The organism is Isoptericola sp. NPDC019482 (assembly GCF_040632295.1).
In the GTDB taxonomy this organism is placed as follows: Bacteria; Actinomycetota; Actinomycetes; order Actinomycetales; family Cellulomonadaceae; genus Isoptericola.
This window is the reverse complement of sequence record NZ_JBEYBQ010000016.1, coordinates 63,264-84,707: the sequence shown is the minus strand read 5'-3', so window position 1 is coordinate 84,707 and position 21,444 is coordinate 63,264. Positions and strand designations below refer to the sequence as shown.

Genomic DNA, 21,444 nt, shown 5'->3' with positions numbered 1-21,444 from the left:
CGGAGGGCGGACGCGGGACGGCGCGGAAAGGTCCGGTCGGACGATGTGGCCGGCGGTGCCCGGATGGAAGGATGGACCCCATGACCAGCATCCCCGCGGGCGCGGACCCGTCGACCACGCCGTCCACGCGGCCGTCCGGTCCCTTCGACCCGCCCGGCGTCGCGTGGCAGCGGGTGTCGCCGCGGCTCGTCCCGGCGCGGCTCATCACGACGTCCGTGACCCTTGCCGTGCCGATCGTCGCGGGCGTGGTGCTCGCCGTACTCGTCTCGCCGTGGTTCTGGCTGCTCGCCGGGGTGCCTGCCGCGCTGCTGGTGTGGGCGTTGCTGCTCGTGCCGCGCCAGGTCCGCGCGATCGGGTACGCGGAGCGCGACGACGACCTGCTGATCCGCAAGGGCATCATGTTCCGCACGCTCGTCGTCGTGCCCTACGGGCGCATGCAGTACGTGGACGTGGAGGCGGGCCCGCTGGACCGCAAGCTCGGCATCGCGAAGGTGCAGCTGCACACCGCGTCGGCCGGCACCGACGCGGACATCCCCGGCCTGGTGCCCGACGAGGCCGAGCGTCTGCGCGACCGCCTCACCGCGCGCGGCGAGGCGAGGCTGGCGGGCCTGTGAGCGCCCCGACCCCCGAGCCGGCGTCCCCGTCGGTCTCCCACCCCGCTCCCGGGCCGGCCCGCGAGGAGCAGGAGTGGCGCCGCGTCCACCCGGTCACGCCGTTCGTGCGGGGCTGGGCGGCCGTGGTGGCGATCCTCGTCATCGGCGGCCAGCAGGTGCTCGACGACGTGGCGAACGCGGTCAGGGCCCTCGACTCGGTCCGCAGCCTGTGGTGGGTGGTGCTCCTCGGGCTGCTGCTGGTCGTCGCGATCATCTTCGGTTACGCGGCGCTGGCCTGGCGCATGACGGCGTACGCGGTGGACGACGACGCCGTCCGGCTGCGCAAGGGCATCCTGTTCCGCCAGCAGCGGCACGCGCGCCTCGACCGGCTGCAGGCGATCGACGTGCGGCAGCCGCTGCTCGCGCGGCTGTTCGGCCTGGCGGAGCTGCGGCTGGAGGTCGCGGGCGGCTCCGACTCGGGCGTGGCGATCGGCTTCCTCAAGGAGGCGGACGCGCAGCGCCTGCGGGCCGACCTGCTCGCGCGTGCGGCGGGGGTCAAGGCCGCTCGCCGGACCGACCCGCCAGCCGCACACGCCACCGGGGTCAACCCGCCGTCCGACGGCGGTGTGCCCGCCCCCGACCTGTCGGACGCACAGCCCACCGGATCGGGCCAGGGACCTGACGCCGGGGTCGACGACGACGCCCCGGAGGCGCCCGAGCGCCAGGTGTACGAGGTCCCGGCGGCCCGCCTGCTGCAGTCGCTGCTGCGGATGCCGGGCGTGTGGATCGGCGTCCTGGTGCTGATCGGCGTCGGCGTGACCGTCGCGGTGACGCGCGAGGTGAGCATCCTGTTCTCCGCGCTGCCCGCGATCCTCGGCGTCGGCGGCTACATCTTCCAGCGGTTCGCGGGCGAGTTCGGCTTCCGGGCCGCGCTGTCGCCGGACGGCATCCGGCTGCGCCACGGCCTGCTGGAGACGCGCGCGCAGACGATCCCGCCGGGCCGGGTGCAGGCGGTCTCCCTCACGCAGGGGCCGCTGTGGCGTGGGCCGGACTGGTGGCGTGTCAAGGTCAACGTGGCCGGCTACGGCGGCGGCGAGGGGCAGCAGCAGGGGGAGCAGCAGCACGTGCTGCTGCCGGTCGGCCCGCGCGAGGAGGCGCTCACGGCGCTGTGGCTCGTGCTGCCCGACCTCGAGGTCGAGAACCCCGACGACACGCTGGCGCTGCTCGACGAGGCACTCACGGGCGACGCCCGCACGGACCGCTGGTTCGTCACGAGCCCGCGCAGCGCCCGCCTGCTCGACCCGTGGAGCTGGCGTCGCAACGGCTACGCGGTGACCGGCCGCGCCCTGCTGGCGCGCGGCGGACGCTTCGTGCGCTCGCTCGAGGTGGTGCCGCACGAGCGCACCCAGTCCCTCGGGATCGAGCAGGGGCCGTGGCAGCGGCGCCGCGGGCTCGCGTCGTTCGTGCTGCACTCGACGCCCGGCCCGATCAGCCCGGCCGTCCACCACCTCGCCGAGGACGAGGCGGCGCGCCTGCTCGGCGAGCAGTCCGCCCGCGCCCGCGCCGCCCGCGCCCACGCGGGGCCGGAGCGGTGGATGGAGGGGCAGACAGCCGGGCAGACAGAGCGGCAGACGGAGGGTCGAGGATGAGCGCGCCCGACGACGGCCGGCCGGACTCCGCACCCTCGTCCGCACCGACGTCCGCGCGGCCCGGCCGCCTCGGCGTCGGCGTCGTCGGCGCCGGCCGGGTGGGCGCCGTGCTGGGCAGCGCGCTGCGCGCGGCGGGCCACACGGTGGTGGGCGCGAGCGGCGTCAGCGAGGCGTCGCGCGAGCGGATCGCGACGCTCCTGCCCGGCGTCCCGCACCTCGAGGTGACGGACGTCGTGGAGCGCGCCGAGATGGTGCTGCTCGCGGTGCCCGACGACGCGCTCGCCGAGGTCGTGAGCGGCCTGGCGACGCTCGGCGCGTGGCAGCCCGGGCAGCTCGTCGTCCACACGTCGGGGCGGTACGGCGTGGGCGTGCTCGACCCGGCGCGGAAGGCCGGCGCCATCCCGGTGGCGCTGCACCCCGCGATGACGTTCACGGGCACGTCGCTCGACCTGCACCGGCTGGAGGGCTGCACGTTCGCGGTCACCGCGCCGGCGGCCGTGCAGCCGATCGGCCAGGCGCTCGTCGTCGAGGTCGGCGGGGAGCCGGTGATCGTCGCCGAGGAGGCCCGGGGGCTCTACCACGCGGCCCTCGCGCACGGCGCGAACCACCTCGTGGTCCTGGTGGCGCAGGCCGCCCAGGCGCTCGAGGCGGCCGGCGTCGAGCAGCCGGGGCGCGCGCTCGCGCCGCTGCTGTCCGCCGCGCTCGACGGCGCGACGCGTGCCGCGGACGTGGCCGACGGCCCGGGGGCGATCACGGCCCTCACCGGCCCGGTGTCGCGGGGCGACGTCGGCACGGTGCGCACGCACCTCGACGCCCTGCGGGCGCTGGCGGCCGGGACGGGCGCCACCGACGTCCCCGCGTCGTACACCGAGCTGTCTCGCGGTGCCACGAGCCGTGCGCTCGCGGCCCACCGCATCGACGACCGCGCGGCCCGTGAGCTGCTCGACGCCCTCGCGCCGCCGCCCGCGTCCCACCCCGACGACCCGCAGGAGCCCCGATGACCACCACCCCGCACGCGCCCGCCGTCGTGAGCTCCCGGGCGGACCTGCACGACGCGCTGGGCGCGTGGACGCTGTCCGGCCCGGAGCCCACCGACCGTCGCGCCGTCGTCATGACGATGGGTGCGCTGCACGACGGCCACCTCGAGCTGGTGCGGCAGGCCCGCGAGGCCGCCGGCCCCACCGGCCAGGTCATCGTGACGATCTTCGTCAACCCGCTGCAGTTCGGGGCGGGGGAGGACCTGGACCGCTACCCGCGCGACCTCGAGGGCGACGTCGCCAAGCTGGGCACCGTGGGCGCGGACCTCGTCTTCGCGCCCACGCCCGACGTCGTCTACCCCGACGGCGACCCGATCGTGCGGGTGTCCGCGGGCCGGATCGGCGAGGTGCTGGAGGGCGAGACGCGCCCTGGCCACCTCGACGGCGTGCTCACCGTGGTGCTCAAGCTCATGCACCTGACGCGTCCGGACGTCGCCCTGTTCGGGGAGAAGGACGCCCAGCAGCTGCTGGCCGTGCGCCGCATGGTGCGCGACCTGGACGTGGACGTCGAGGTGCTCGGCGTGCCGATCGTGCGCGACACGGACGGCCTGGCGCTGTCCTCGCGCAACGCCTACCTGTCCGACGACGAGCGGGCCTCCGCCCTGGCCCTGTCGCGCGCGCTGCGGGCGGGCGCGGACGCCGCCGGCGAGGGGCCGGAGGCGGTCGTGGCGGCGGCCTCGGGAATCCTGAAGGCGGATGCCGGTGTTGAGGTGGATTACCTCGCACTCGTCGACCCGACTACCGTGGACCCGGTGCCCGCGGACTTCCGCGGCCCCGCACTCCTCCTCGTGGCGGCGCGTACGGGCGCCACCCGACTGATCGACAACCAGGCCGTGGACCTCACCAGCAGCCCTGCTACCGGCGAGACCCCCCAGGAGAACGCCAGTGACTGAGCACGCGAACCGCCCCGCCTCCCTCCAGCGGCCGATGATGATCGGCAAGATCCATCGCGCCACGGTGACGCAGGCGGACCTGCACTACGTCGGCTCGATCACCATCGACGCCGACCTCCTCGACGCGGCCGACCTCTACCCCGGCCAGCAGGTCGACGTGGTGGACGTCACCAACGGCGCCCGCCTCTCGACCTACGTCATCCCGGGCGAGCGCGGCGGCCGCCAGGTGAGCATCAACGGCGCGGCCGCGCACCTGGTGCACCCCGGCGACACGGTCATCGTCATCGCCTACGGGACGATGTCGGACGCCGACGCGCGGACGTACTCGCCGGCCGTCGTCTTCGTCGACCCGGAGAACCGGATCGTGGAGCTCGACGACGACCCGGGACAGGTGCCCGACGGCTTCGGCCTGGAGTCCAGCGGCGTGCCCTTCGCGGCCGTCCGGTGACGGCCGGGCGCACCACCCTCGACGCCGGCACCGACGTCGGCACCGACGGCGGGGTGACGGCCCGGTGAACGGGCCGCGGCTCGCCCGCGCCCTCGCCGCGCCCGCCCCCGGCTGGACGACGGCTGCCGACGCGATCGTCGTCGGCACCGGCATCGCCGGGCTCACGGCGGCGCTGGAGCTGCGCTCGCGCGTGCCGCGGGTGCTGCTGGTCACCAAGGGCGCGCTGTCGTCCGGCTCCACGGTGTGGGCCCAGGGCGGCATCGCCGCGGCCCTGCACCCCGACGACACCCCGGACGCGCACCTCACCGACACGCTGGCGGCCGGCGGTGGGCTGAGCGACCCTGCCGCGGTGCGGGTGCTGGTCGACGAGGGCCCGGACCGGGTACGCGAGCTCGTGGCGCGCGGCACGTCGTTCGACGTCGGCCCGGACGGCGGCATCGCGCTCACCCGCGAGGGCGGGCACCGCGCCGACCGGATCGCGCACGCCGGTGGCGACGCGACGGGGGCCGAGATCTCCCGCGCGCTGGTCGCGCAGATCGAGGCGGTGCGGCACGACCCGGGCATCGAGGTCCTCGAGAACGCGCTGGTGCTCGACGTCCTCACCGGAGTCGAGGGCGCGGACGGGCGTCGTCCCGTCGCGGGGGTCACGCTGCACGTGCGCGGCGCGGGCAGCCGCGACGGCGTGGGCGCCGCGCTGGCGCCGGTCGTGGTGCTGGCGACGGGCGGCATCGGGCAGGTCTTCCGCTCGTCGACCAACCCGCCGGGCGCGACGGGCGACGGCATCGCCGCGGCGCTGCGCGCAGGCGCCTCGGTCGGCGACCTGGAGTTCGTCCAGTTCCACCCGACGGTCCTGTGGCAGGGCATGGGGGCCAAGGGGCAGCTGCCGCTCATCAGCGAGGCGGTGCGCGGCGAGGGCGCGCTGCTGCTCGACGTCGACGGCTCCCGCTTCATGCCGGCCGAGCACGAGCTGGCCGAGCTGGCGCCGCGGGACGTCGTCGCGCACGCCATCGTGCGGCGGATGGCTGCGACGAACGCCGACCACGTGCTGCTGGACGCCCGCCACCTCGGCGCGGACTTCCTGCGCCGCCGCTTCCCGACCATCACGGCCCGCCTGCTGGACCAGGGCATCGACTGGACCGAGGAGCCGGTGCCGGTGGCGCCCGCACAGCACTACCACTCGGGCGGCGTCGTCACCGACCCGCGCGGCCGCACCTCGGTGCCCGGCCTGTACGCGGTCGGGGAGGTGGCGTGCACCGGCGTGCACGGCGCCAACCGGCTGGCGTCCAACTCGCTGCTCGAGGGCCTGGTCTTCGCGCACCGCGCCGCGCGCGACGTCGTGCGGCAGGTCGCGGACGGCGGGCCGCGCCGCGCGCCGGAGCCCGAGGAACGGCCCGGGGGCGCGGCGCTCGTCGCGGCCGCCGCCCGCTCGCGGGTGCAGCGCGCGACGTCGGACGGAGCGGGGCCGGTGCGGTCGGCCGCGTCGCTCGAGCGCGCGGCGGACCTGCTCGCAGCGGTCCGGGCGGACGCCCACCGCGCGACCGACGTCGTCGCCGACCCGCAGGTCGCCGAGTGGGAGACCACCACCGTGCACCAGGTCGCCAGCGCGCTGGTGCACGCCGCCCTCGTGCGCGAGGAGTCCCGCGGCGGGCACTTCCGCACGGACTTCCCCGCGCCGGACCCGGCGTGGCAGCGCCGCGTCACGCTCGCCCTGGACGACGACGGCGCCCTCCGCGAGGTAGTCGAGATCTCCGCGAGGACTGGAACCACCTCGGCAGGACGGGCGCCCACGGAGGGCGGGTAGCGTTGCGCAGCGTGACCGACCTGCGCCCGGAGCTCTCCCGCGACCTGCCCGTCCACGACCAGCCGTCCGCCGTCGAGCCCGGGCTGGACGCCGCGTGGGTCGCCAGCGTCGTCGAGACGGCGCTGGACGAGGACCTCGGCGCGGCACCCGGCCGCGACGTCACGACGCAGGCCACGGTGCCGGCGTCGGCCACGGGCACCGCGGACCTCGTGGCCCGGTCGGCGGGCACCGTCGCGGGGCTCGTCGTGGTGGAGGAGGTGCTGCGCCAGGTCGCCGGCCGCCTCGGGCTCCCGGCCCCGACCGTGACGTTCCACGCGCAGGACGGCGACGCCGTCGCGCCCGGGCAGGTGCTCGCCGCCCTCGCGGGCCCCGTGCAGGTGCTCCTCGTCGCGGAGCGGACGCTGCTCAACCTCGCGTCCCGCGCGTCGGGCGTCGCGACGGCGACGGCGGCCTGGTCGCGCGAGCTCGCCGGCACGGGCGCCCAGGTGCTCGACACCCGCAAGACGACGCCGGGCCTGCGCGCGCTGGAGAAGTACGCCGTCCGCGCGGGCGGCGGCACCAACAAGCGCATGGGCCTGCACGACGTCGCGATGGTCAAGGACAACCACGTCGTGGCAGCCGGCTCGGTGCGGGGCGCGATCGACGCCGTCCGGCGCACCTTCCCGGACGTGCTGGTCCAGGTCGAGGCCGACACCACGGACCAGGCGATGGAGGCGCTCGACGCCGGCGCGGACTTCCTGCTGCTCGACAACATGCCCACGCCCGCCCTCGCCGCGACCGTCGCAGCGGTCCGCGAACGGCAGGGGCGCGACGGCGTGCCCGCGCACGTCGAGCTGGAGGCCACGGGCAACCTCACCCTGGACCGCGCCCGCGAGGTGGCCGGCACGGGCGTCGACCACCTGTCCGTCGGCGCGCTCACGCACTCCGCCCCGATCCTCGACCTGGCGCTCGACCTGCGCCCCGCTGTGGGCTGAGCCCACCGGGCGGGTGTGAGGTGCGTCGCCCGTAGAATCGACGGGTGACCTCCCCGCAGAACCCCGCCTCCGCCGTGCCCGCCGTCGACCCCGAGCTCGACTCGGGGATCGGCTCCGCGGCCACGGACGACCTCCCGGAGCAGATGCGCGTGCGTCGGGAGAAGCGCGACCGGCTCCTGGAGCAGGGTGTCGAGCCCTACCCGGTGGGCCTGCCGGTCACGCACTCGATCGCCGAGGTGCGGGCCGGCTACGAGCACCTCGAGGCGGGCCAGGAGACGGACGACCTCGTCGGCGTCGCAGGCCGCGTCGTGTTCCTGCGCAACACGGGCAAGCTGTGCTTCGTCACGCTGCAGGACGGCGAGGGGCGGCGCCTGCAGGCGATGCTCAGCCTCAAGGAGGTCGGCGAGGAGCGGCTGGCGTCGTTCAAGACCGACGTCGACCTCGGCGACCACCTGTTCGTGCACGGCCGGGTGGGCTCCTCCCGGCGCGGCGAGCTCAGCGTGTTCGCCGACACCTGGGCGCTGGCCGCCAAGGCCCTGCGCCCGCTGCCGGTGCTGCACAAGGACCTGTCCGAGGAGGCGCGGGTCCGCCAGCGGTACGTCGACCTCATCGCACGGCCCGCGGCCCGCGAGATGATCCGTACCCGCGCCGGCGTCGTCCGCTCGATGCGCGACAACTTCCACGGCCGCGGATTCCTCGAGATCGAGACGCCGATGCTGCAGACCATCGCGTCCGGCGCCTCGGCGCGGCCCTTCATGACGCACATGAACGCGTACGACATCGACCTCTTCCTGCGTATCGCCCCGGAGCTGTTCCTCAAGAGGGCCGTGGTGGGCGGGGTCGAGAAGGTTTTCGAGATCAACCGTAACTTCCGTAACGAGGGCGCGGACTCCACGCACTCTCCGGAGTTCGCCATGCTCGAGGCCTACGAGGCGTACGGCGACTACGACACGATCGGCGCCCTCACCCAGGATCTCGTGCAGAAGTCCGCTCTCGACGTTCTCGGTACCACCACGGTCACCCTTCCGGACGGAGAGGAGTACGAGCTCGGCGGCGAATGGGCGCAGATCACGATGTACGGCTCTCTCTCGGAGGCGATCGGCGAGGAGATCACGCCCGAGACGACCGTCGAGCACCTTCTGGCTCTCGCCGAGAAGGCGGAGATCTCGGTGGACCCGAAGAAGACCAATCACGGCAAGCTCGTCGAAGAGCTGTGGGAGCACCACGTGGGCGACGACCTCTACGCGCCGACCTTCGTGCGCGACTTCCCGGTCGAGACGTCGCCGCTGGTGCGCGCGCACCGCACGATCCCCGGCGTCGTGGAGAAGTGGGACCTGTACGTGCGCGGCTTCGAGCTGGCCACGGGGTACTCCGAGCTGGTCGACCCGGTCGTGCAGCGGCAGCGCTTCGAGGACCAGGCGCGGCTCGCGGCCGCGGGCGACGACGAGGCGATGGCGCTCGACGAGGACTTCCTCACCGCGATGGAGCACGCGATGCCGCCGTCGGGGGGCATGGGCATGGGTGTCGACCGGCTCCTCATGGCGCTCACCGGCCTCGGAATCCGCGAGACCATCCTTTTCCCGCTCGTCAAGCCGACGGCCTGAACGAAAGACATCCCATGGACACCTTTCTCGCGATCATGACGGGTCTCGCCCCGTCGGTCGGTGTGGGCCTGCTGTTCTGGCTCGCGATGCGCAAGATCCTCCACGCGGACCGGAACGAGCGTCTTGCGCTCGAGCGCATGGACGCCGAAGAAGCAGCCGCGGCGGCCGCCGCGGAGGACGAATCTCGGTGAAGCTTCTTTCGTGAATCGAGTCGCGCGCGATTCGAATTGACAATGAGGTGATGGCGGGGGCATTCTCACTTCTGACCGCATATCGTGACCGAGGGGAATTCACGTGGTTCAGAAGCAGCAGATCGTCCTGATCGACGATATCGACGGTGGCGACGCCGACGAGACCGTCACGTTCGCGCTCGACGGCGTCTCGTACGAGATCGACCTCACGTCCAAGCACGCGGCCGAGCTCCGGGACGCGCTCGCCACGTGGATCGGCCACGGCCGCAAGACCACCACGCGGCTCGGCGGCGGCACGCGGAGCGCGGCCCGTCGCACCGGTACGGACCGCGCCCAGCTCGCCAAGATCCGTGAGTGGGCCCGCGAGAACGGCCACAAGGTGAGCGACCGCGGCCGCATCCCCAGCTCCGTCCTCGAGGCCTACGAGGCCGCGCACTGACGGTCGCGCCCTGCACGCGTACGACCCCTGACCGGGCTCCGGTCGGGGGTCGTCCGCGTTCCGGACCGGCATCCACGCGGTCATAGGCTGAGTCCATGACGGAACGGGACGCGCGGGCGCAGCTCTGGGTCGGCACCTACCCGCAGCCGGGCGATGGCCCCGGCAGCGGGGAGAGCATCTGGCGGGTCGCGCTGGGCCCGGACGGCGCGGTGGCGTCGGCCGTGCCCGCGGTGGACGCCACGTCCCCCTCGTTCCTGGCGCTGCACCCGTCGGGCCGCACGCTCTACGCGGTGGGAGAGACGCCCGCGGGGACGCTCTCGGCGTTCCGCCTGGAGGACGCCGACGACGGAGCGAGGCTCGCGCCGTCGGGCTCCCTCGCGTCCGGGGGCGACGACCCGTGCCACGTGCTGGCCCTCGGGGGCACCGTGTGGGTCGCCAACTACGGCGACGGCGTCGCCGCCTCCGTCGACGTCGACCCGGGGACGGGCGACCTCGTCGCCGAGGGCGTCGTCGCGCACCCGGGCGTGGGCAGCGGCCCCGTCGTCGAGCGGCAGGCGGGCCCGCACGCCCACTTCGTGGCCCGCGCCGGCGACGACGTCCTGGTGTGCGACCTCGGCGCCGACGTCGTGCGCCGGTACCCGGCCGTCGGCGCGGACGCGATGGCCGCCGCCGACGTCGCCGCCGTCCTGCCGCCCGGCACCGGGCCGCGACACCTCGTCGCGCTGGCCGACGGCTCGCTCGTCGTGGTCGGGGAGCTCGACGCCCGCGCGCACGTGCTGGTGCGCGACGGCGACGGTTGGGCCCCCACGGCGTCGGTGCCCGTCTCCCCGGCGGCCGAGGCCGGTCGTGACTTCCCCGCGCACATCACGCTGAGCGCGGACGGCACGCGCCTCCACGTGGGCCTGCGGGGCGCGGACGTCCTCGCGGTGCTGCGGGTGGGGCAGGACGGCGGGGCACCGGCCCTCGAGCACCTCGCGGACGTCCCGCTGGGCGACGGCGCGTGGCCGCGGCACCATGCGGTGCTCGCGTCCGCGGGGGCCGACGGCGCCGAGACCGTCGTCGTCGCGCTCCAGGGCCGCAGCGAGCTCGCGACGGTGCGCGTCGACCCGGCGACCGGCGCGGGCGAGGTGGTGGCGCGGCACGCGCTGCCGACGCCTCCCGCCTGCGTGCTGGAGTCCTGATGACCACCCCCGGCGAGCGGCCCGGTCCGCGGGTGGCGATGCTGTCGGTGCACACGTCGCCGCTCGACCAGCCCGGCACCGGTGACGCGGGCGGCATGAACGTCTACGTCATGGAGCTGGCCCGTGCGCTGGCCCGCCGGGGGGCCCAGGTCGAGATCTTCACGCGGGCGACGGCGTCCGCGCAGCCGCGCTGGGTGGACGTCGAGCCCGGGATCCGCGTGGTGCACGTGTCCGCCGGGCCGTACGAGGGCCTGGACAAGAACGACCTGCCCGGCCAGCTCTGCGCCTTCACCGCGGGCGTGCTGCGCGCCGAGGCGCACCGCCCGCCGCACTGGTACGACGTCGTGCACAGCCACTACTGGCTGTCGGGGCAGGTCGGGTGGCTGGCCGCCGAGCGGTGGGACGTCCCGCTCGTGCACACCATGCACACGATGGCGCGCGTGAAGAACGCGGCGCTGGCGCCGGGCGACACCCCGGAGCCCGTGGGTCGGGTCGTGGGGGAGGAGCAGGTGGTCGAGGCCGCGGACGGCCTCGTCGCCTCCACCCGCGAGGAGGCCCGAGACCTCGAGCAGGAGTACCGCGCCGACCCGGACCGGGTGCACGTCGTGGCGCCCGGTGTCGACCTCGAGGTCTTCCGCCCGCTCGAGCCCGCGGCGGGGCAGGACGGCGGCCCGGACGTCGACGCCGCGCGGCGTGCCCTGCGTGAGCGGCTCGGCCTGCCGACCGACCGGAAGATCGTGCTGTTCGCCGGACGCGTCCAGCTCCTCAAGGGCCCGGACGTCCTGGTCCGCGCGCTCGGCGTCCTGGCCGACCACGCCAGCTCCGGCGGCGCCACCGAGGCGGACGCGTGGTGCGACGGCGGCGGGTCGCGCGTGCCGATGCTCGTCGTGCTGGGCGGCGCGAGCGGCCGCGCGACGGCGGTGCGCGAGCTCGAGGCGCTGGCCCACCAGGTGGGCGTCACCGACCACCTGGACGTGCGGCCGCCGGTGCCGCGCGAGGAGCTGGTCGACTACCTGCGCGCGGCGGACGTCGTCGCGGTGCCGTCGCACAACGAGTCGTTCGGCCTGGTGGCCGCCGAGGCGCAGGCGGTGGGGACCCCGGTCGTCGCCGCTGCGGTGGGCGGGCTGCAGACCGTCGTGGTGGACGGCACCTCCGGCGTCCTCGTGCCGGACCACAGCCCGTGGACCTGGGCGCGCGAGCTCGGCGACCTGCTCGCCGACGACGAGCGGCGCGCCCGCCTCGCCGCCGGCGCCCGCCGCGCCAGCGAGCGCTTCAGCTGGGACCGCGCCGCCGCCGCGATGCTCGACGTGTACGCCCAGGCGGCAAAGGTGCACCGCTCCCGCTCGCCGAGGTAGTGCCGGACCTGCCGAGGAGGTCCGGGAATGGATCGCCCGAGCATGGAATTGCACGGGGCATGCCGATCACCGGAGAGTACGTCCCCAGCCCGTCCACCCGTGCCGCGAACCAGGTCGAGCAGTACGAGAGCTCTGGGGGCACCCAGGGCACCACGATGCGCGGCATGCCCGTGGTCATCCTCACGACCGTCGGAGCGAAGACGGGCGCGATCCGCAAGGCCCCGCTGATGCGCGTGGAGCACGAGGGCGCGTACGCCGCCGTCGCGTCGCTGGGCGGCGCACCGAAGAACCCGGTCTGGTACTACAACGTCCTCGCCCACCCGACCGTCGAGCTGCAGGACGGCCCGGAGAAGCACGAGTACGTCGCGCGCGAGGTCACCGGCGACGAGAAGGCGCTCTGGTGGGAGCGCTGCGTGGCCGCATACCCCGACTACGCCGACTACCAGACCAAGACCGACCGGGAGATCCCCGTCTTCGTGCTGGAGCGCACGGACTCCTGATCCGGACGGCGTGAGTCCGGGATCCGGCCCGCGGTGCGGGCGGCGCGGGGCAGCAGGCAGGATGGACCCCATGACCTACACCCTCGTGCTGCTCCGCCACGGCGAGAGCGAGTGGAACGCGAAGAACCTCTTCACCGGCTGGGTGGACGTGCCGCTGTCGGAGAAGGGCACCGCGGAGGCGAAGCGGGGCGGCGAGCTGCTCAAGGAGTCGGGCGTCACCCCCGACGTCGTGCACACGTCGCTGCTGCGCCGCGCCATCAACACGGCGAACCTGGCGCTCGACGCCGCCGACCGCCACTGGATCCCGGTCAAGCGCAACTGGCGCCTCAACGAGCGTCACTACGGCGACCTGCAGGGCAAGGACAAGAAGCAGGTGCGCGACCAGTACGGCGAGGAGCAGTTCATGCTCTGGCGCCGCTCCTACGACGTGCCGCCGCCCGAGATCGAGCTGGGCTCGGAGTTCTCGCAGGACGCCGACGTGCGCTACGCCGGCGAGCCCATCCCGCGCGCGGAGGCCCTCAAGCAGGTGCTCGACCGTGCCCTGCCGTACTGGGACGGCGAGATCGTCCCGGACCTCAAGGCCGGCAAGACCGTCCTCGTCGCCGCGCACGGCAACTCGCTTCGCGCCATCGTCAAGCACCTCGACGGCGTCGACGACCAGACCATCGCCGGGCTGAACATCCCCACCGGCATCCCGCTGGTCTACGAGCTCGACGAGGAGACGCTCAAGCCCACCAACCCGGGCGGCACGTACCTCGACCCCGAGGCCGCGAAGGACGCCATCGCCGCGGTCGCGAACCAGGGCAAGTGACGATCGCCCGCTGACGGCCTGGTACGGCCTGGCCGACGACGAACCCCCGGTCCCGGAAGGGCCCGGGGGTTCGTCGTCTCCGGCGGCGGCCGCATCCCCCGCGCCGAGGTAGTTCGAAGTACGCCCAGGTAGTTCGAAGTGCGGCGAGGTAGTGCGTTCCTGGCCCGAGGCAGCCCACTACCTCGACCAGGAGCGCACTACCTCGCGGTGGGCCCGCCTACCTCGCGGGGGCCAGTACTACCTCCTCGCGGAGGCTCAGGCGTCGGCGCGGGCGTGCTCGTCGTCGAAGTTGCCGGTGACGAGGAAGGTGATGCGGCGCGCGACGGACACCCCGTGGTCGCCGAACCGCTCGTAGTACCGGCCGAGCAGCGTGACGTCGATGGTCTGCTGGGTGGTGCCGGGCCACTCCGGGTCGAGCGTCGCGGCGAACGTGTCCTGGTGCAGGGCGTCGAGGAGGTCGTCGTCCTGCTGCACCTCGGCGGCGAGCGCGACGTCGCGGGTCGCGAGCAGCGCCGTCGTGCGCTGCGCGACGTGCACCGCCGCGCCGTGCATCTTGACGAACGTCTCCCGCGCGGGGCCGGGCACGGCCTGGGCGGGGTACCGCCCGCGGGCGACCTCGGCGACGTGCCGGGCGAGGTCGCCCATCCGCTCGAGCGACGCGCTGATGCGCAGCGCCGAGATGACGACCCGCAGGTCGGTCGCGACGGGCGCCTGCTGCGCGAGCAGGTGCACGCAGCGCTCGTCGAGCTCGCTCTCGAGCCGGTCGATCGCGTGGTCGGAGGCGATCACCTCCTGCGCCAGCTGGTGGTCGGCCTCGAGCAGGGCGTCGCCCGCACGCCGGATGGCCGACTCGACGAGTCGGCTCATCTCGATGAGGTCGTCACCGACCTGGCGCAGCTCGGCCTCGAAGATCTCTCGCATCGCTGTCCTCTCGGGGTAAGGGGTCTGCTGCCAGCCTGACACGGCCCGTGGACGGGCCGGGGGCCCCCAGGTGAACTCCGGGCGGGTCGAAGGTGAACAGTGGGCGACGGCTCGCTGAGCAGTTCCGCTCCGCGACGGATTCCCGGGGCACCGCGACCTACGCTGGGCCCGTGGACGGAATCATCCAGGGCGTGACCGCGGTCGTCGCGGGCATCTTCGGCGTCGTGGTGGGCGTGGTCGCGACCCTCGCCTTCCGCTTCTCCGAGCGTGTCCAGCGCCGGTCGCCCGAGGCAGCCCCCGCCGAGCTGGACGAGGGGCTCGTCCGCGTGCTCGCGGTGCTGCGGTCGGCCGCGGTGGTCCTGGACGAGGACGACGACGTCGTGCGGGCGTCGCCCCCGGCATACGCCCTGGGGGTGGTGCGCAACGACGCCCTGCAGCACCCGGCGATCGTGGACCTGGTGCGCGAGGTCCGCCGCGACGGCGTGATCCGCGAGAAGGAGCTGGAGCTGCCGCGGGGGCCGATCGGCTCGGGCACGGTGCTGCTGCAGGTCCGGGTGGCGCCCGTCGGCCCGGACAAGCTGCTCGTCCTCGCCGAGGACCGCACCGAGGCCCGCCGCGTGGAGGCGATCCGCCGCGACTTCGTCGTCAACGTCTCGCACGAGCTCAAGACGCCGGTCGGGGCGCTCGCCCTGCTGGCCGAGACGGTGCAGGACGCCGCGGACGACCCGGTGGCCGTGCGGCGCTTCACCCAGCGGATGCAGGCGGAGGCGCAGCGCCTGTCCGCCCTGGTGCACGAGATCATCGAGCTGTCCCGCCTCCAGGTGGCGGGCGCGCTGCAGGAGGTCACGACGATCCCGGTGCGCGACGTCGTCGCCGAGGCCGTGGACCGGGCGCGCACCACCGCCCAGGCGAAGAACATCGCGATCACGGTGGGCGGCTCGGCCGACGTGCTCGTGTACGGCGACCACAACCTGCTCGTCACCGCGGTGCGCAACCTGCTCGACAACGCCGTCGCGTACTCCCCGGAGAACACTCGCGTGGGCCTGGGCGTGCGCGTGCGGCGCGGTCTGGTCGAGATCGACGTCGTCGACCAGGGCGTGGGCATCGCCGCGGACGAGCAGGACCGCGTCTTCGAGCGCTTCTACCGCGTCGACCCGGCGCGCTCCCGCGACACGGGCGGCACGGGCCTCGGCCTGAGCATCGTCAAGCACGTGGCGGCCGACCACGGCGGCGACGTGCAGATCTGGTCCGAGCCCGGCAAGGGGTCGACGTTCACCCTGCGCATCCCCGCGGCCGACGTGCCGCAGGAGCTCCCGCAGGACGTCACCGAGGACGACCCGGGGCACAGCGACCGGCAGGACCAGCAGCACACCCAGCAGCACACCCAGCACACCCATGGCACGACGGACGAGGAGGTAGGTGCGTGACGCGCATCCTGGTGGTCGAGGACGAGGAGTCCTATCGGGACCCCTTGACATATCAGCTCACCCGCGAGGGCTTCGAGGTCGTGGAGGCCTCGAACGGGGTCGACGCGCTCGCCGCCTACGACGACGGCGGCGCCGACCTGGTGCTGCTCGACCTCATGCTGCCCGGCCTGTCCGGCACGGAGGTGTGCCGGGAGCTGCGGCAGCGCGGCGACGTGCCGGTCATCATGCTCACGGCCAAGGACTCGGAGATCGACAAGGTCGTGGGCCTCGAGCTGGGCGCCGACGACTACGTCACCAAGCCGTACTCGTTCCGCGAGCTGCTCGCCCGGATGCGCGCGGTGATGCGCCGCCGCGGCCCGGCGGCCCCGGAGGCGGCGTCGAACGGGCACGACGACGACGGCGAGCCCGTGCTCGAGGTCGGCCCCGTGCGGATGGACGTGGAGCGACACACCGTCACGGTGGGCGGCGCCGCCGTCTCCCTGCCGCTCAAGGAGTTCGACCTGCTGGAGCTGCTGCTGCGCAACGCCGGCCGCGTGCTCACCCGCGGGCAGCTCATCGACCGGGTCTGGGGTGCGGACTACGTGGGAGACACCAAGACGCTCGACGTCCACGTGAAGCGCATCCGGTCCAAGATCGAGACCGACCCGGGGGCACCGCAGCTCCTGCTCACCGTCCGCGGCCTGGGCTACAAGCTCGCGGACGAGCCCGCCTGACCCTGCCGAGATAGAGAGGGCTCCCCGCCGAGAGAGAGAGGGGACGGACCGCGCGCCCGCGGTCCGTCCCCTCTCTGTCTCGGCGGGGAGCCCTCTCTATCTCGGCACTGACCGCCACTGTTCACCCCTCGTTCACCTGCTCCTGGGGCCCGAGCCACCTTGCGTGCCTAGCGTTCCCGACGAACGCCGGTACTTCGCCGGTGTCCCTCCGTGTGAACAGGATGGAACGAGACGTGAAGCTCAGCCGATTCTCCCGTGCTGGATCCGCCGTGGCGGTCGGCGCGCTGGCCCTGACCCTCGCCGCGTGCGGCTCGGACCCGGCCGCGCCGGGCGCGGAGTCCACCGGTGGCTCGCAGGAGGGCGGCTCGTCCCTCTCGGGCGAGCTCAGCGGCGGCGGTGCCTCCTCGCAGGAGTCTGCCCAGGAGGCGTGGCGCGCCGGCTTCCAGACGGCCAACCCCGACGTCACCGTCAACTACGACCCTGTCGGCTCCGGTGGCGGCCGCACCGGCTTCGCCGACGGCTCGTACGCCTTCGCGGGCTCCGACGCGGCCCTGGACGAGGAGGAGATGGCGGCTGCCGAGGCCCAGTGCGGCGAGGGTGGCGTCATCGAGTTCCCCGGCTACGTGAGCCCGATCGCCGTCGCCTTCAACCTCGAGGGCGTCGACTCGCTGAACCTCAAGCCGGAGGTCATCGCGAACATCTTCTCGGGTGAGATCAAGACCTGGAACGACGACGCGATCGCCGCCGACAACCCGGACGCCGAGCTCCCGGACACCGCCATCACCGTGGTGCACCGCTCCGACGACTCGGGCACCACCGAGAACTTCCAGGCGTACCTGTCCGAGGTCGCCCCCGACGCCTGGGCCCACGAGCCCGAGGGCGTCTGGCCGATCGAGGGCCAGGAGTCGGCGCAGGGCACCTCCGGCGTCGTCTCGGCCGCGCAGGCCGGCGAGGGCACCATCACCTACGCCGACGCCTCCCAGATCTCCGACCTCGGCACCGTGGCGGTCGGCGTCGGCGACGAGTTCGTGCCGTACAGCGCCGAGGCGGCCGCGGAGGTCGTCGCGCAGTCCCCGCGCGCCGAGGGCACCACGGACGGCGTGTACTCCATCGAGCTGAAGCGCGACGTCCCGGGCACCTACCCGGTCGTGCTGGTCTCCTACCTCCTGGCCTGCGGCACCTACGCCGACCAGGCGCAGGCGGACCTCGTCAAGGGCTACATGTCCTACCTCGTGAGCGAGGACGGCCAGCAGGCGGCCGCCGACGCCGCGGGCTCGGCCCCGCTGTCGGCCGACATCCGCGACGCGGTGCTGCCGTCGATCGAGGCGATCACGGCCGGCTGACCCCGACCGAAGGCCGCCGGTCGGGCCGTCGTCGAGCACCTCGACGCGTCCCGGCCGGCGGTCGTCACCAGCCGCACAGGCCACGGCACAGGCCACGGCACAGGCAACGAGGAGAACGAGTGACCACCACCGTCAGCCCGCCCCGCCCGCGGGTGCCGGGCAGACCGCGCCGACGCTCGCGGACCACCGACCGCGGTTTCAACCGGGTCTTCCGCTGGATCGCCGTCGGCGCGGGCGTCCTGATCCTGGCGGTGCTGGCCGCCGTCGCGGTGTTCCTGCTGCAGCAGGCGTGGCCGGCGCTGACCGCCGGGCCGGACGAGCTGGCGGCGGCGGTGCCGCGCTACCCCGACGACACGTCGCTGCTCGAGTACGTCGGACCGCTCGTGTTCGGCACGCTGCTCGCCGCGGCCCTCGCCCTCGCCATCGCGACGCCGGTCGCGATGGGGATCGCGCTGTTCATCTCGCACTACGCGCCGCCGCGGCTGTCCCAGGTGCTCGGGTACCTGGTGGACCTGCTGGCGGCCGTCCCGTCGGTGATCTACGGCCTGTGGGGCATCTACGTGCTGAGCCCCTTCGTCACCCCGGTCTGGGAGTGGCTGAACTCGTGGTTCGGCTGGTTCCCGCTGTTCGCGGGCACGGCCACGTCGACGGGCCGCGTGCTCGCGACCGTGTCCGTGGTGCTCGCCGTGATGATCCTGCCGATCATCACCGCCGTCGCCCGCGAGGTCTTCCTGCAGACGCCGAAGCTCCACGAGGAGGCGGCGCTCGCGCTCGGCGCGACGCGCTGGGAGATGGTCCGCACCGCGGTGCTGCCGTTCGGCCGCTCGGGGGTCATCTCGGCCGCGATGCTCGGCCTGGGCCGCGCGCTCGGCGAGACGATGGCGGTCCTGATGATCCTGTCGCCCGGGTTCCTGTACTCGTTCAAGATCCTCGAGAGCGCCCAGCACCAGACCATCGCCGCGTACATCGCGCTCGACTTCCCGGAGGCGAGCGGGCTCGCCGTGAACACGCTGATCGCCACGGGCCTCGTGCTGTTCGTCATCACGCTGGCCGTCAACATGGCCGCGCGCGCGATCGTGGCGCGCCGCAAGGAATTCTCGGGGGCCAACTGATGAGCACCACCACCATCGACCCTGCCGACCCCGCCGACGCCACCGCCCGCACGCGGGCCGCGCTGACCGGCGCCGACGGCGCCCGCCGCCGCAAGGACCGCACGATGACGGTGCTCGTCTGGGCGGCGTTCGTCGTCGCCATGGCGCCGCTCGTCTCGCTGATCTGGACGGTGCTGAGCAACGGCGCCGGCCGCATCAGCATGGACTTCCTCACGCTGTCGATGCGCAACATCTTCGGCGGCGACCCGAGCGGCGGCATCTACCACGCCATCGCGGGCACGCTGATCATCACGGGCCTGGCCACGGTGATCTCGGTGCCGATCGGCCTGCTCACCGCGATCTACCTCGTCGAGTACGGCAAGGGCGCGCTGGCCCGCTCGGTCACGTTCTTCATCGACGTGATGACGGGCATCCCGTCGATCGTCGCCGGCCTGTTCGCCGTCTCCCTGTTCAGCCTGATCCTCGGGCCGGGCGTGCGGATGGGCATCATCGGCGCGGTCGCGCTGTCGGTGCTGATGATCCCCGTGGTGGTGCGCTCCTGCGAGGAGATGCTCAAGCTCGTGCCGCACGAGCTGCGCGAGGCGTCCTACGCGCTGGGCGTGCCCAAGTGGCTCACGATCGTCAAGGTCGTGCTGCGTACCTCGGTGGCGGGCCTCACCACGGGCATCCTGCTCGCCATCGCCCGCGTCATCGGCGAGACGGCGCCCCTGCTCGTCACCGTCGGCGTCACCGACTCGATCAACTTCGACCCCTTCGAGGGCCGCATGATGACGCTGCCGGTGTTCGCCTACCGCCAGTACAGCCAGGGCCTGGCCACCTGCCCGGGCGGCGAGTCCGCCTCCTGCGTGGCGGACATCGCGATCCAGAACGCGTGGGGCGCGGCCCTCGTGCTGATCGTCCTGGTGCTCGCCCTCAACCTCGTCGGCCGGCTGGTGAACCGCTGGTTCTCCCCGAAGCTGCGCTGACCCGCAGCCCAGCCCGCCGCAGCCCCCAGCGTTCAGAAAGAGACACCACGATGGCACAGCGCATCGACGTGAAGGACCTCAACATCTACTACGGCGACTTCCTCGCCGTGCAGGACGTGTCGATGACGATCGACCCGAAGTCGGTGACGGCGTTCATCGGCCCCTCCGGGTGCGGCAAGTCGACGTTCCTGCGCACGCTCAACCGGATGCACGAGGTGATCCCCGGCGCCCGCGTGGAGGGCACCGTGGAGATGGAGGGCGTCGACCTGTACGGCGACGACATCGACCCGGTGGCCGTGCGCCGCAACGTGGGGATGGTCTTCCAGCGCCCCAACCCGTTCCCGACGATGTCGATCCGGGACAACGTGCTCGCGGGCGTGCGCCTGAACAACCGCCGCATCAGCAAGGGCGACGCCGAGGAGCTGGTCGAGAGCTCGCTGCGCGGCGCCAACCTGTGGAACGAGGTCAAGGACCGTCTCGACCGGCCCGGTTCCGGCCTGTCCGGCGGGCAGCAGCAGCGCCTGTGCATCGCGCGAGCCATCGCGGTGAAGCCCCAGGTGCTGCTCATGGACGAGCCGTGCTCGGCCCTCGACCCGATCTCGACGCTCGCGATCGAGGACCTCATCGGCGAGCTGAAGCAGGACTACACGATCGTCATCGTCACCCACAACATGCAGCAGGCGGCGCGCGTCAGCGACCGGACGGCGTTCTTCAACATCGCCGGCACGGGCAAGCCGGGCCGCCTCATCGAGATGAACGAGACGTCGACGATCTTCTCGACGCCCACCGAGCAGGCCACCGAGGACTACGTCTCCGGCCGCTTCGGGTGACCGGGCGCTGACCCGGGACGACGAAGGGGCGGGCCGCAGCATCTGCTGCGGCCCGCCCCTTCGTCGTGCGGATCAGACGCCCGAGGTGTTCGGCACCCAGGCCGCGTACTCGGGGAGGGTGCCGTCCATGACGGGAAGGAAGAAGTCCTCGTCCACGCCGGCGCCGGACAGCGTCGCGTCGAGGTCGCCGCCCGGGTGGGTGGCCACGGCGCCGAGCTGGGCGTCCACGGCCTGGTCGCCCTCCTGGTCGGCGCTCAGGTACACGGTCTGGCCGGCGGGCACGGTGAGCGAGATCGGCTCGGCGCCCTCGGCGGCGAGCACGAAGTCGACGTCCTCGGCCGAGCCGTTCGCGAGCGCGCCGAGCACGGCGCCCGGCTCGCCCTCGCCCTCGGAGACGACCATGAGGTTGATGCCGCGCACCTGGTCGGTGAGGTTCACCCGGATCCCGTCGGACGGGGCGTACGGCTTGGTGGTGATCGTGGGGGAGCAGGCGGCCAGCAGCAGGGCGCCCGCCATGACGCTGGCGGCGGCGACGAGGCGTGCGGGGCGGGCGGAGCGGGACACGAGCTCTCCTTCGAAGGCGTCGGCTCGCGGGCGCGGGTGGCCGCGCGGGCGCGGGGCATCAGGGTTCCCCCACGTCAGGCGGGGGAGGGCGGG

Annotated in this window: 22 protein-coding genes; 20 read left to right on the top strand and 2 right to left on the bottom strand. The window is 73.8% G+C overall.

Annotated features, from left to right (window positions below):
• Positions 1-80 precede the first annotated feature (80 nt).
• The 14 genes from ABZ493_RS12530 to ABZ493_RS12465 all read left to right on the top strand — a co-directional run bounded on the left by ABZ493_RS12530 (position 81) and on the right by ABZ493_RS12465 (position 13,476).
• Positions 81-614 (top strand): PH domain-containing protein, encoded by a 534-nt coding sequence (locus tag ABZ493_RS12530; protein ID WP_430582493.1) that lies wholly within the window; start codon positions 81-83, stop codon positions 612-614.
• Entirely contained in the window at positions 611-2,242 is a 1,632-nt protein-coding gene (locus ABZ493_RS12525; RefSeq protein WP_430582492.1) for a PH domain-containing protein, read from the top strand. Before ABZ493_RS12530 ends, ABZ493_RS12525 begins: the two co-directional genes overlap by 4 nt.
• Entirely contained in the window at positions 2,239-3,243 is a 1,005-nt protein-coding gene (locus ABZ493_RS12520) for a DUF2520 domain-containing protein (RefSeq protein ID WP_430582491.1), read from the top strand. The genes ABZ493_RS12525 and ABZ493_RS12520 overlap by 4 nt, the downstream gene beginning before the upstream one ends.
• Positions 3,240-4,172, top strand: a complete 933-nt coding sequence (gene panC / locus ABZ493_RS12515) for a pantoate--beta-alanine ligase (protein ID WP_430582490.1) — start codon at positions 3,240-3,242, stop codon at positions 4,170-4,172. Before ABZ493_RS12520 ends, panC begins: the two co-directional genes overlap by 4 nt.
• Positions 4,173-4,206: 34 nt before the next feature.
• Positions 4,207-4,620, top strand: a complete 414-nt coding sequence (panD, locus tag ABZ493_RS12510) for an aspartate 1-decarboxylase (protein WP_430582508.1) — start codon at positions 4,207-4,209, stop codon at positions 4,618-4,620.
• Between the two features lie 64 nt (positions 4,621-4,684).
• Positions 4,685-6,421 carry an L-aspartate oxidase gene (locus tag ABZ493_RS12505; RefSeq protein ID WP_430582489.1) on the top strand — a complete coding sequence of 579 codons (1,737 nt, stop codon included), beginning with the start codon at positions 4,685-4,687 and terminating at the stop codon, positions 6,419-6,421.
• A gap of 20 nt (positions 6,422-6,441) precedes the next feature.
• Positions 6,442-7,395 carry a carboxylating nicotinate-nucleotide diphosphorylase gene (nadC, locus tag ABZ493_RS12500; protein WP_430582507.1) on the top strand — a complete coding sequence of 318 codons (954 nt, stop codon included), beginning with the start codon at positions 6,442-6,444 and terminating at the stop codon, positions 7,393-7,395.
• 143 nt (positions 7,396-7,538) lie between these two features.
• Positions 7,539-8,999, top strand: coding sequence for a lysine--tRNA ligase (lysS, locus tag ABZ493_RS12495; RefSeq protein WP_430582506.1), 1,461 nt, complete (start codon positions 7,539-7,541; stop codon positions 8,997-8,999).
• Between the two features lie 14 nt (positions 9,000-9,013).
• Positions 9,014-9,190 carry a hypothetical protein gene (locus tag ABZ493_RS12490; RefSeq protein WP_430582488.1) on the top strand — a complete coding sequence of 59 codons (177 nt, stop codon included), beginning with the start codon at positions 9,014-9,016 and terminating at the stop codon, positions 9,188-9,190.
• A gap of 103 nt (positions 9,191-9,293) precedes the next feature.
• Positions 9,294-9,629, top strand: a complete 336-nt coding sequence (locus tag ABZ493_RS12485) for an Lsr2 family protein (RefSeq protein ID WP_430582487.1) — start codon at positions 9,294-9,296, stop codon at positions 9,627-9,629.
• 95 nt (positions 9,630-9,724) lie between these two features.
• Positions 9,725-10,810 carry a beta-propeller fold lactonase family protein gene (locus ABZ493_RS12480; RefSeq protein ID WP_430582486.1) on the top strand — a complete coding sequence of 362 codons (1,086 nt, stop codon included), beginning with the start codon at positions 9,725-9,727 and terminating at the stop codon, positions 10,808-10,810.
• The gene (gene mshA, locus ABZ493_RS12475) at positions 10,810-12,165 is read left to right on the top strand and encodes a D-inositol-3-phosphate glycosyltransferase (protein WP_430582485.1); all 1,356 of its coding nucleotides are present in this window, start codon (positions 10,810-10,812) and stop codon (positions 12,163-12,165) included. Before ABZ493_RS12480 ends, mshA begins: the two co-directional genes overlap by 1 nt.
• Before the next feature lie 59 nt (positions 12,166-12,224).
• Positions 12,225-12,665: a nitroreductase family deazaflavin-dependent oxidoreductase gene (locus tag ABZ493_RS12470; RefSeq protein WP_430582484.1), complete on the top strand. Its 441-nt coding sequence runs from the start codon at positions 12,225-12,227 to the stop codon at positions 12,663-12,665.
• Between the two features lie 70 nt (positions 12,666-12,735).
• Positions 12,736-13,476, top strand: coding sequence for a phosphoglyceromutase (locus ABZ493_RS12465; protein ID WP_430582483.1), 741 nt, complete (start codon positions 12,736-12,738; stop codon positions 13,474-13,476).
• Between the two features lie 255 nt (positions 13,477-13,731).
• Here ABZ493_RS12465 and phoU read toward each other — a convergent pair whose 3' ends face one another.
• A complete protein-coding gene (gene phoU / locus ABZ493_RS12460) occupies positions 13,732-14,397 on the bottom strand; it encodes a phosphate signaling complex protein PhoU (protein ID WP_430582482.1) in 666 nt (221 codons plus the stop codon).
• Between the two features lie 170 nt (positions 14,398-14,567).
• Here phoU and ABZ493_RS12455 point away from each other — a divergent pair, with 170 nt between their 5' ends.
• From ABZ493_RS12455 to pstB, 6 genes are all read left to right on the top strand, one after another.
• On the top strand, positions 14,568-15,824 hold the full coding sequence (locus ABZ493_RS12455) for an ATP-binding protein (protein WP_430582481.1): 1,257 nt from the start codon (positions 14,568-14,570) through the stop codon (positions 15,822-15,824).
• Entirely contained in the window at positions 15,821-16,537 is a 717-nt protein-coding gene (locus ABZ493_RS12450) for a response regulator transcription factor (protein ID WP_430582480.1), read from the top strand. The genes ABZ493_RS12455 and ABZ493_RS12450 overlap by 4 nt, the downstream gene beginning before the upstream one ends.
• A gap of 233 nt (positions 16,538-16,770) precedes the next feature.
• On the top strand, positions 16,771-17,880 hold the full coding sequence (locus tag ABZ493_RS12445) for a phosphate ABC transporter substrate-binding protein PstS (protein ID WP_430582479.1): 1,110 nt from the start codon (positions 16,771-16,773) through the stop codon (positions 17,878-17,880).
• A gap of 119 nt (positions 17,881-17,999) precedes the next feature.
• Positions 18,000-18,992, top strand: a complete 993-nt coding sequence (gene pstC, locus ABZ493_RS12440; protein WP_430582478.1) for a phosphate ABC transporter permease subunit PstC — start codon at positions 18,000-18,002, stop codon at positions 18,990-18,992.
• Complete coding sequence (pstA, locus tag ABZ493_RS12435) at positions 18,992-19,957, top strand: phosphate ABC transporter permease PstA (RefSeq protein ID WP_430582477.1); 966 nt, start codon at positions 18,992-18,994, stop codon at positions 19,955-19,957. The genes pstC and pstA overlap by 1 nt, the downstream gene beginning before the upstream one ends.
• 50 nt (positions 19,958-20,007) lie before the next feature.
• The gene (pstB, locus tag ABZ493_RS12430; RefSeq protein ID WP_430582476.1) at positions 20,008-20,787 is read left to right on the top strand and encodes a phosphate ABC transporter ATP-binding protein PstB; all 780 of its coding nucleotides are present in this window, start codon (positions 20,008-20,010) and stop codon (positions 20,785-20,787) included.
• A 72-nt stretch (positions 20,788-20,859) separates the two neighbouring features.
• Here pstB and ABZ493_RS12425 read toward each other — a convergent pair whose 3' ends face one another.
• Positions 20,860-21,351, bottom strand: coding sequence for a hypothetical protein (locus tag ABZ493_RS12425; protein ID WP_430582475.1), 492 nt, complete (start codon positions 21,349-21,351; stop codon positions 20,860-20,862).
• Positions 21,352-21,444: the final 93 nt, after the last annotated feature.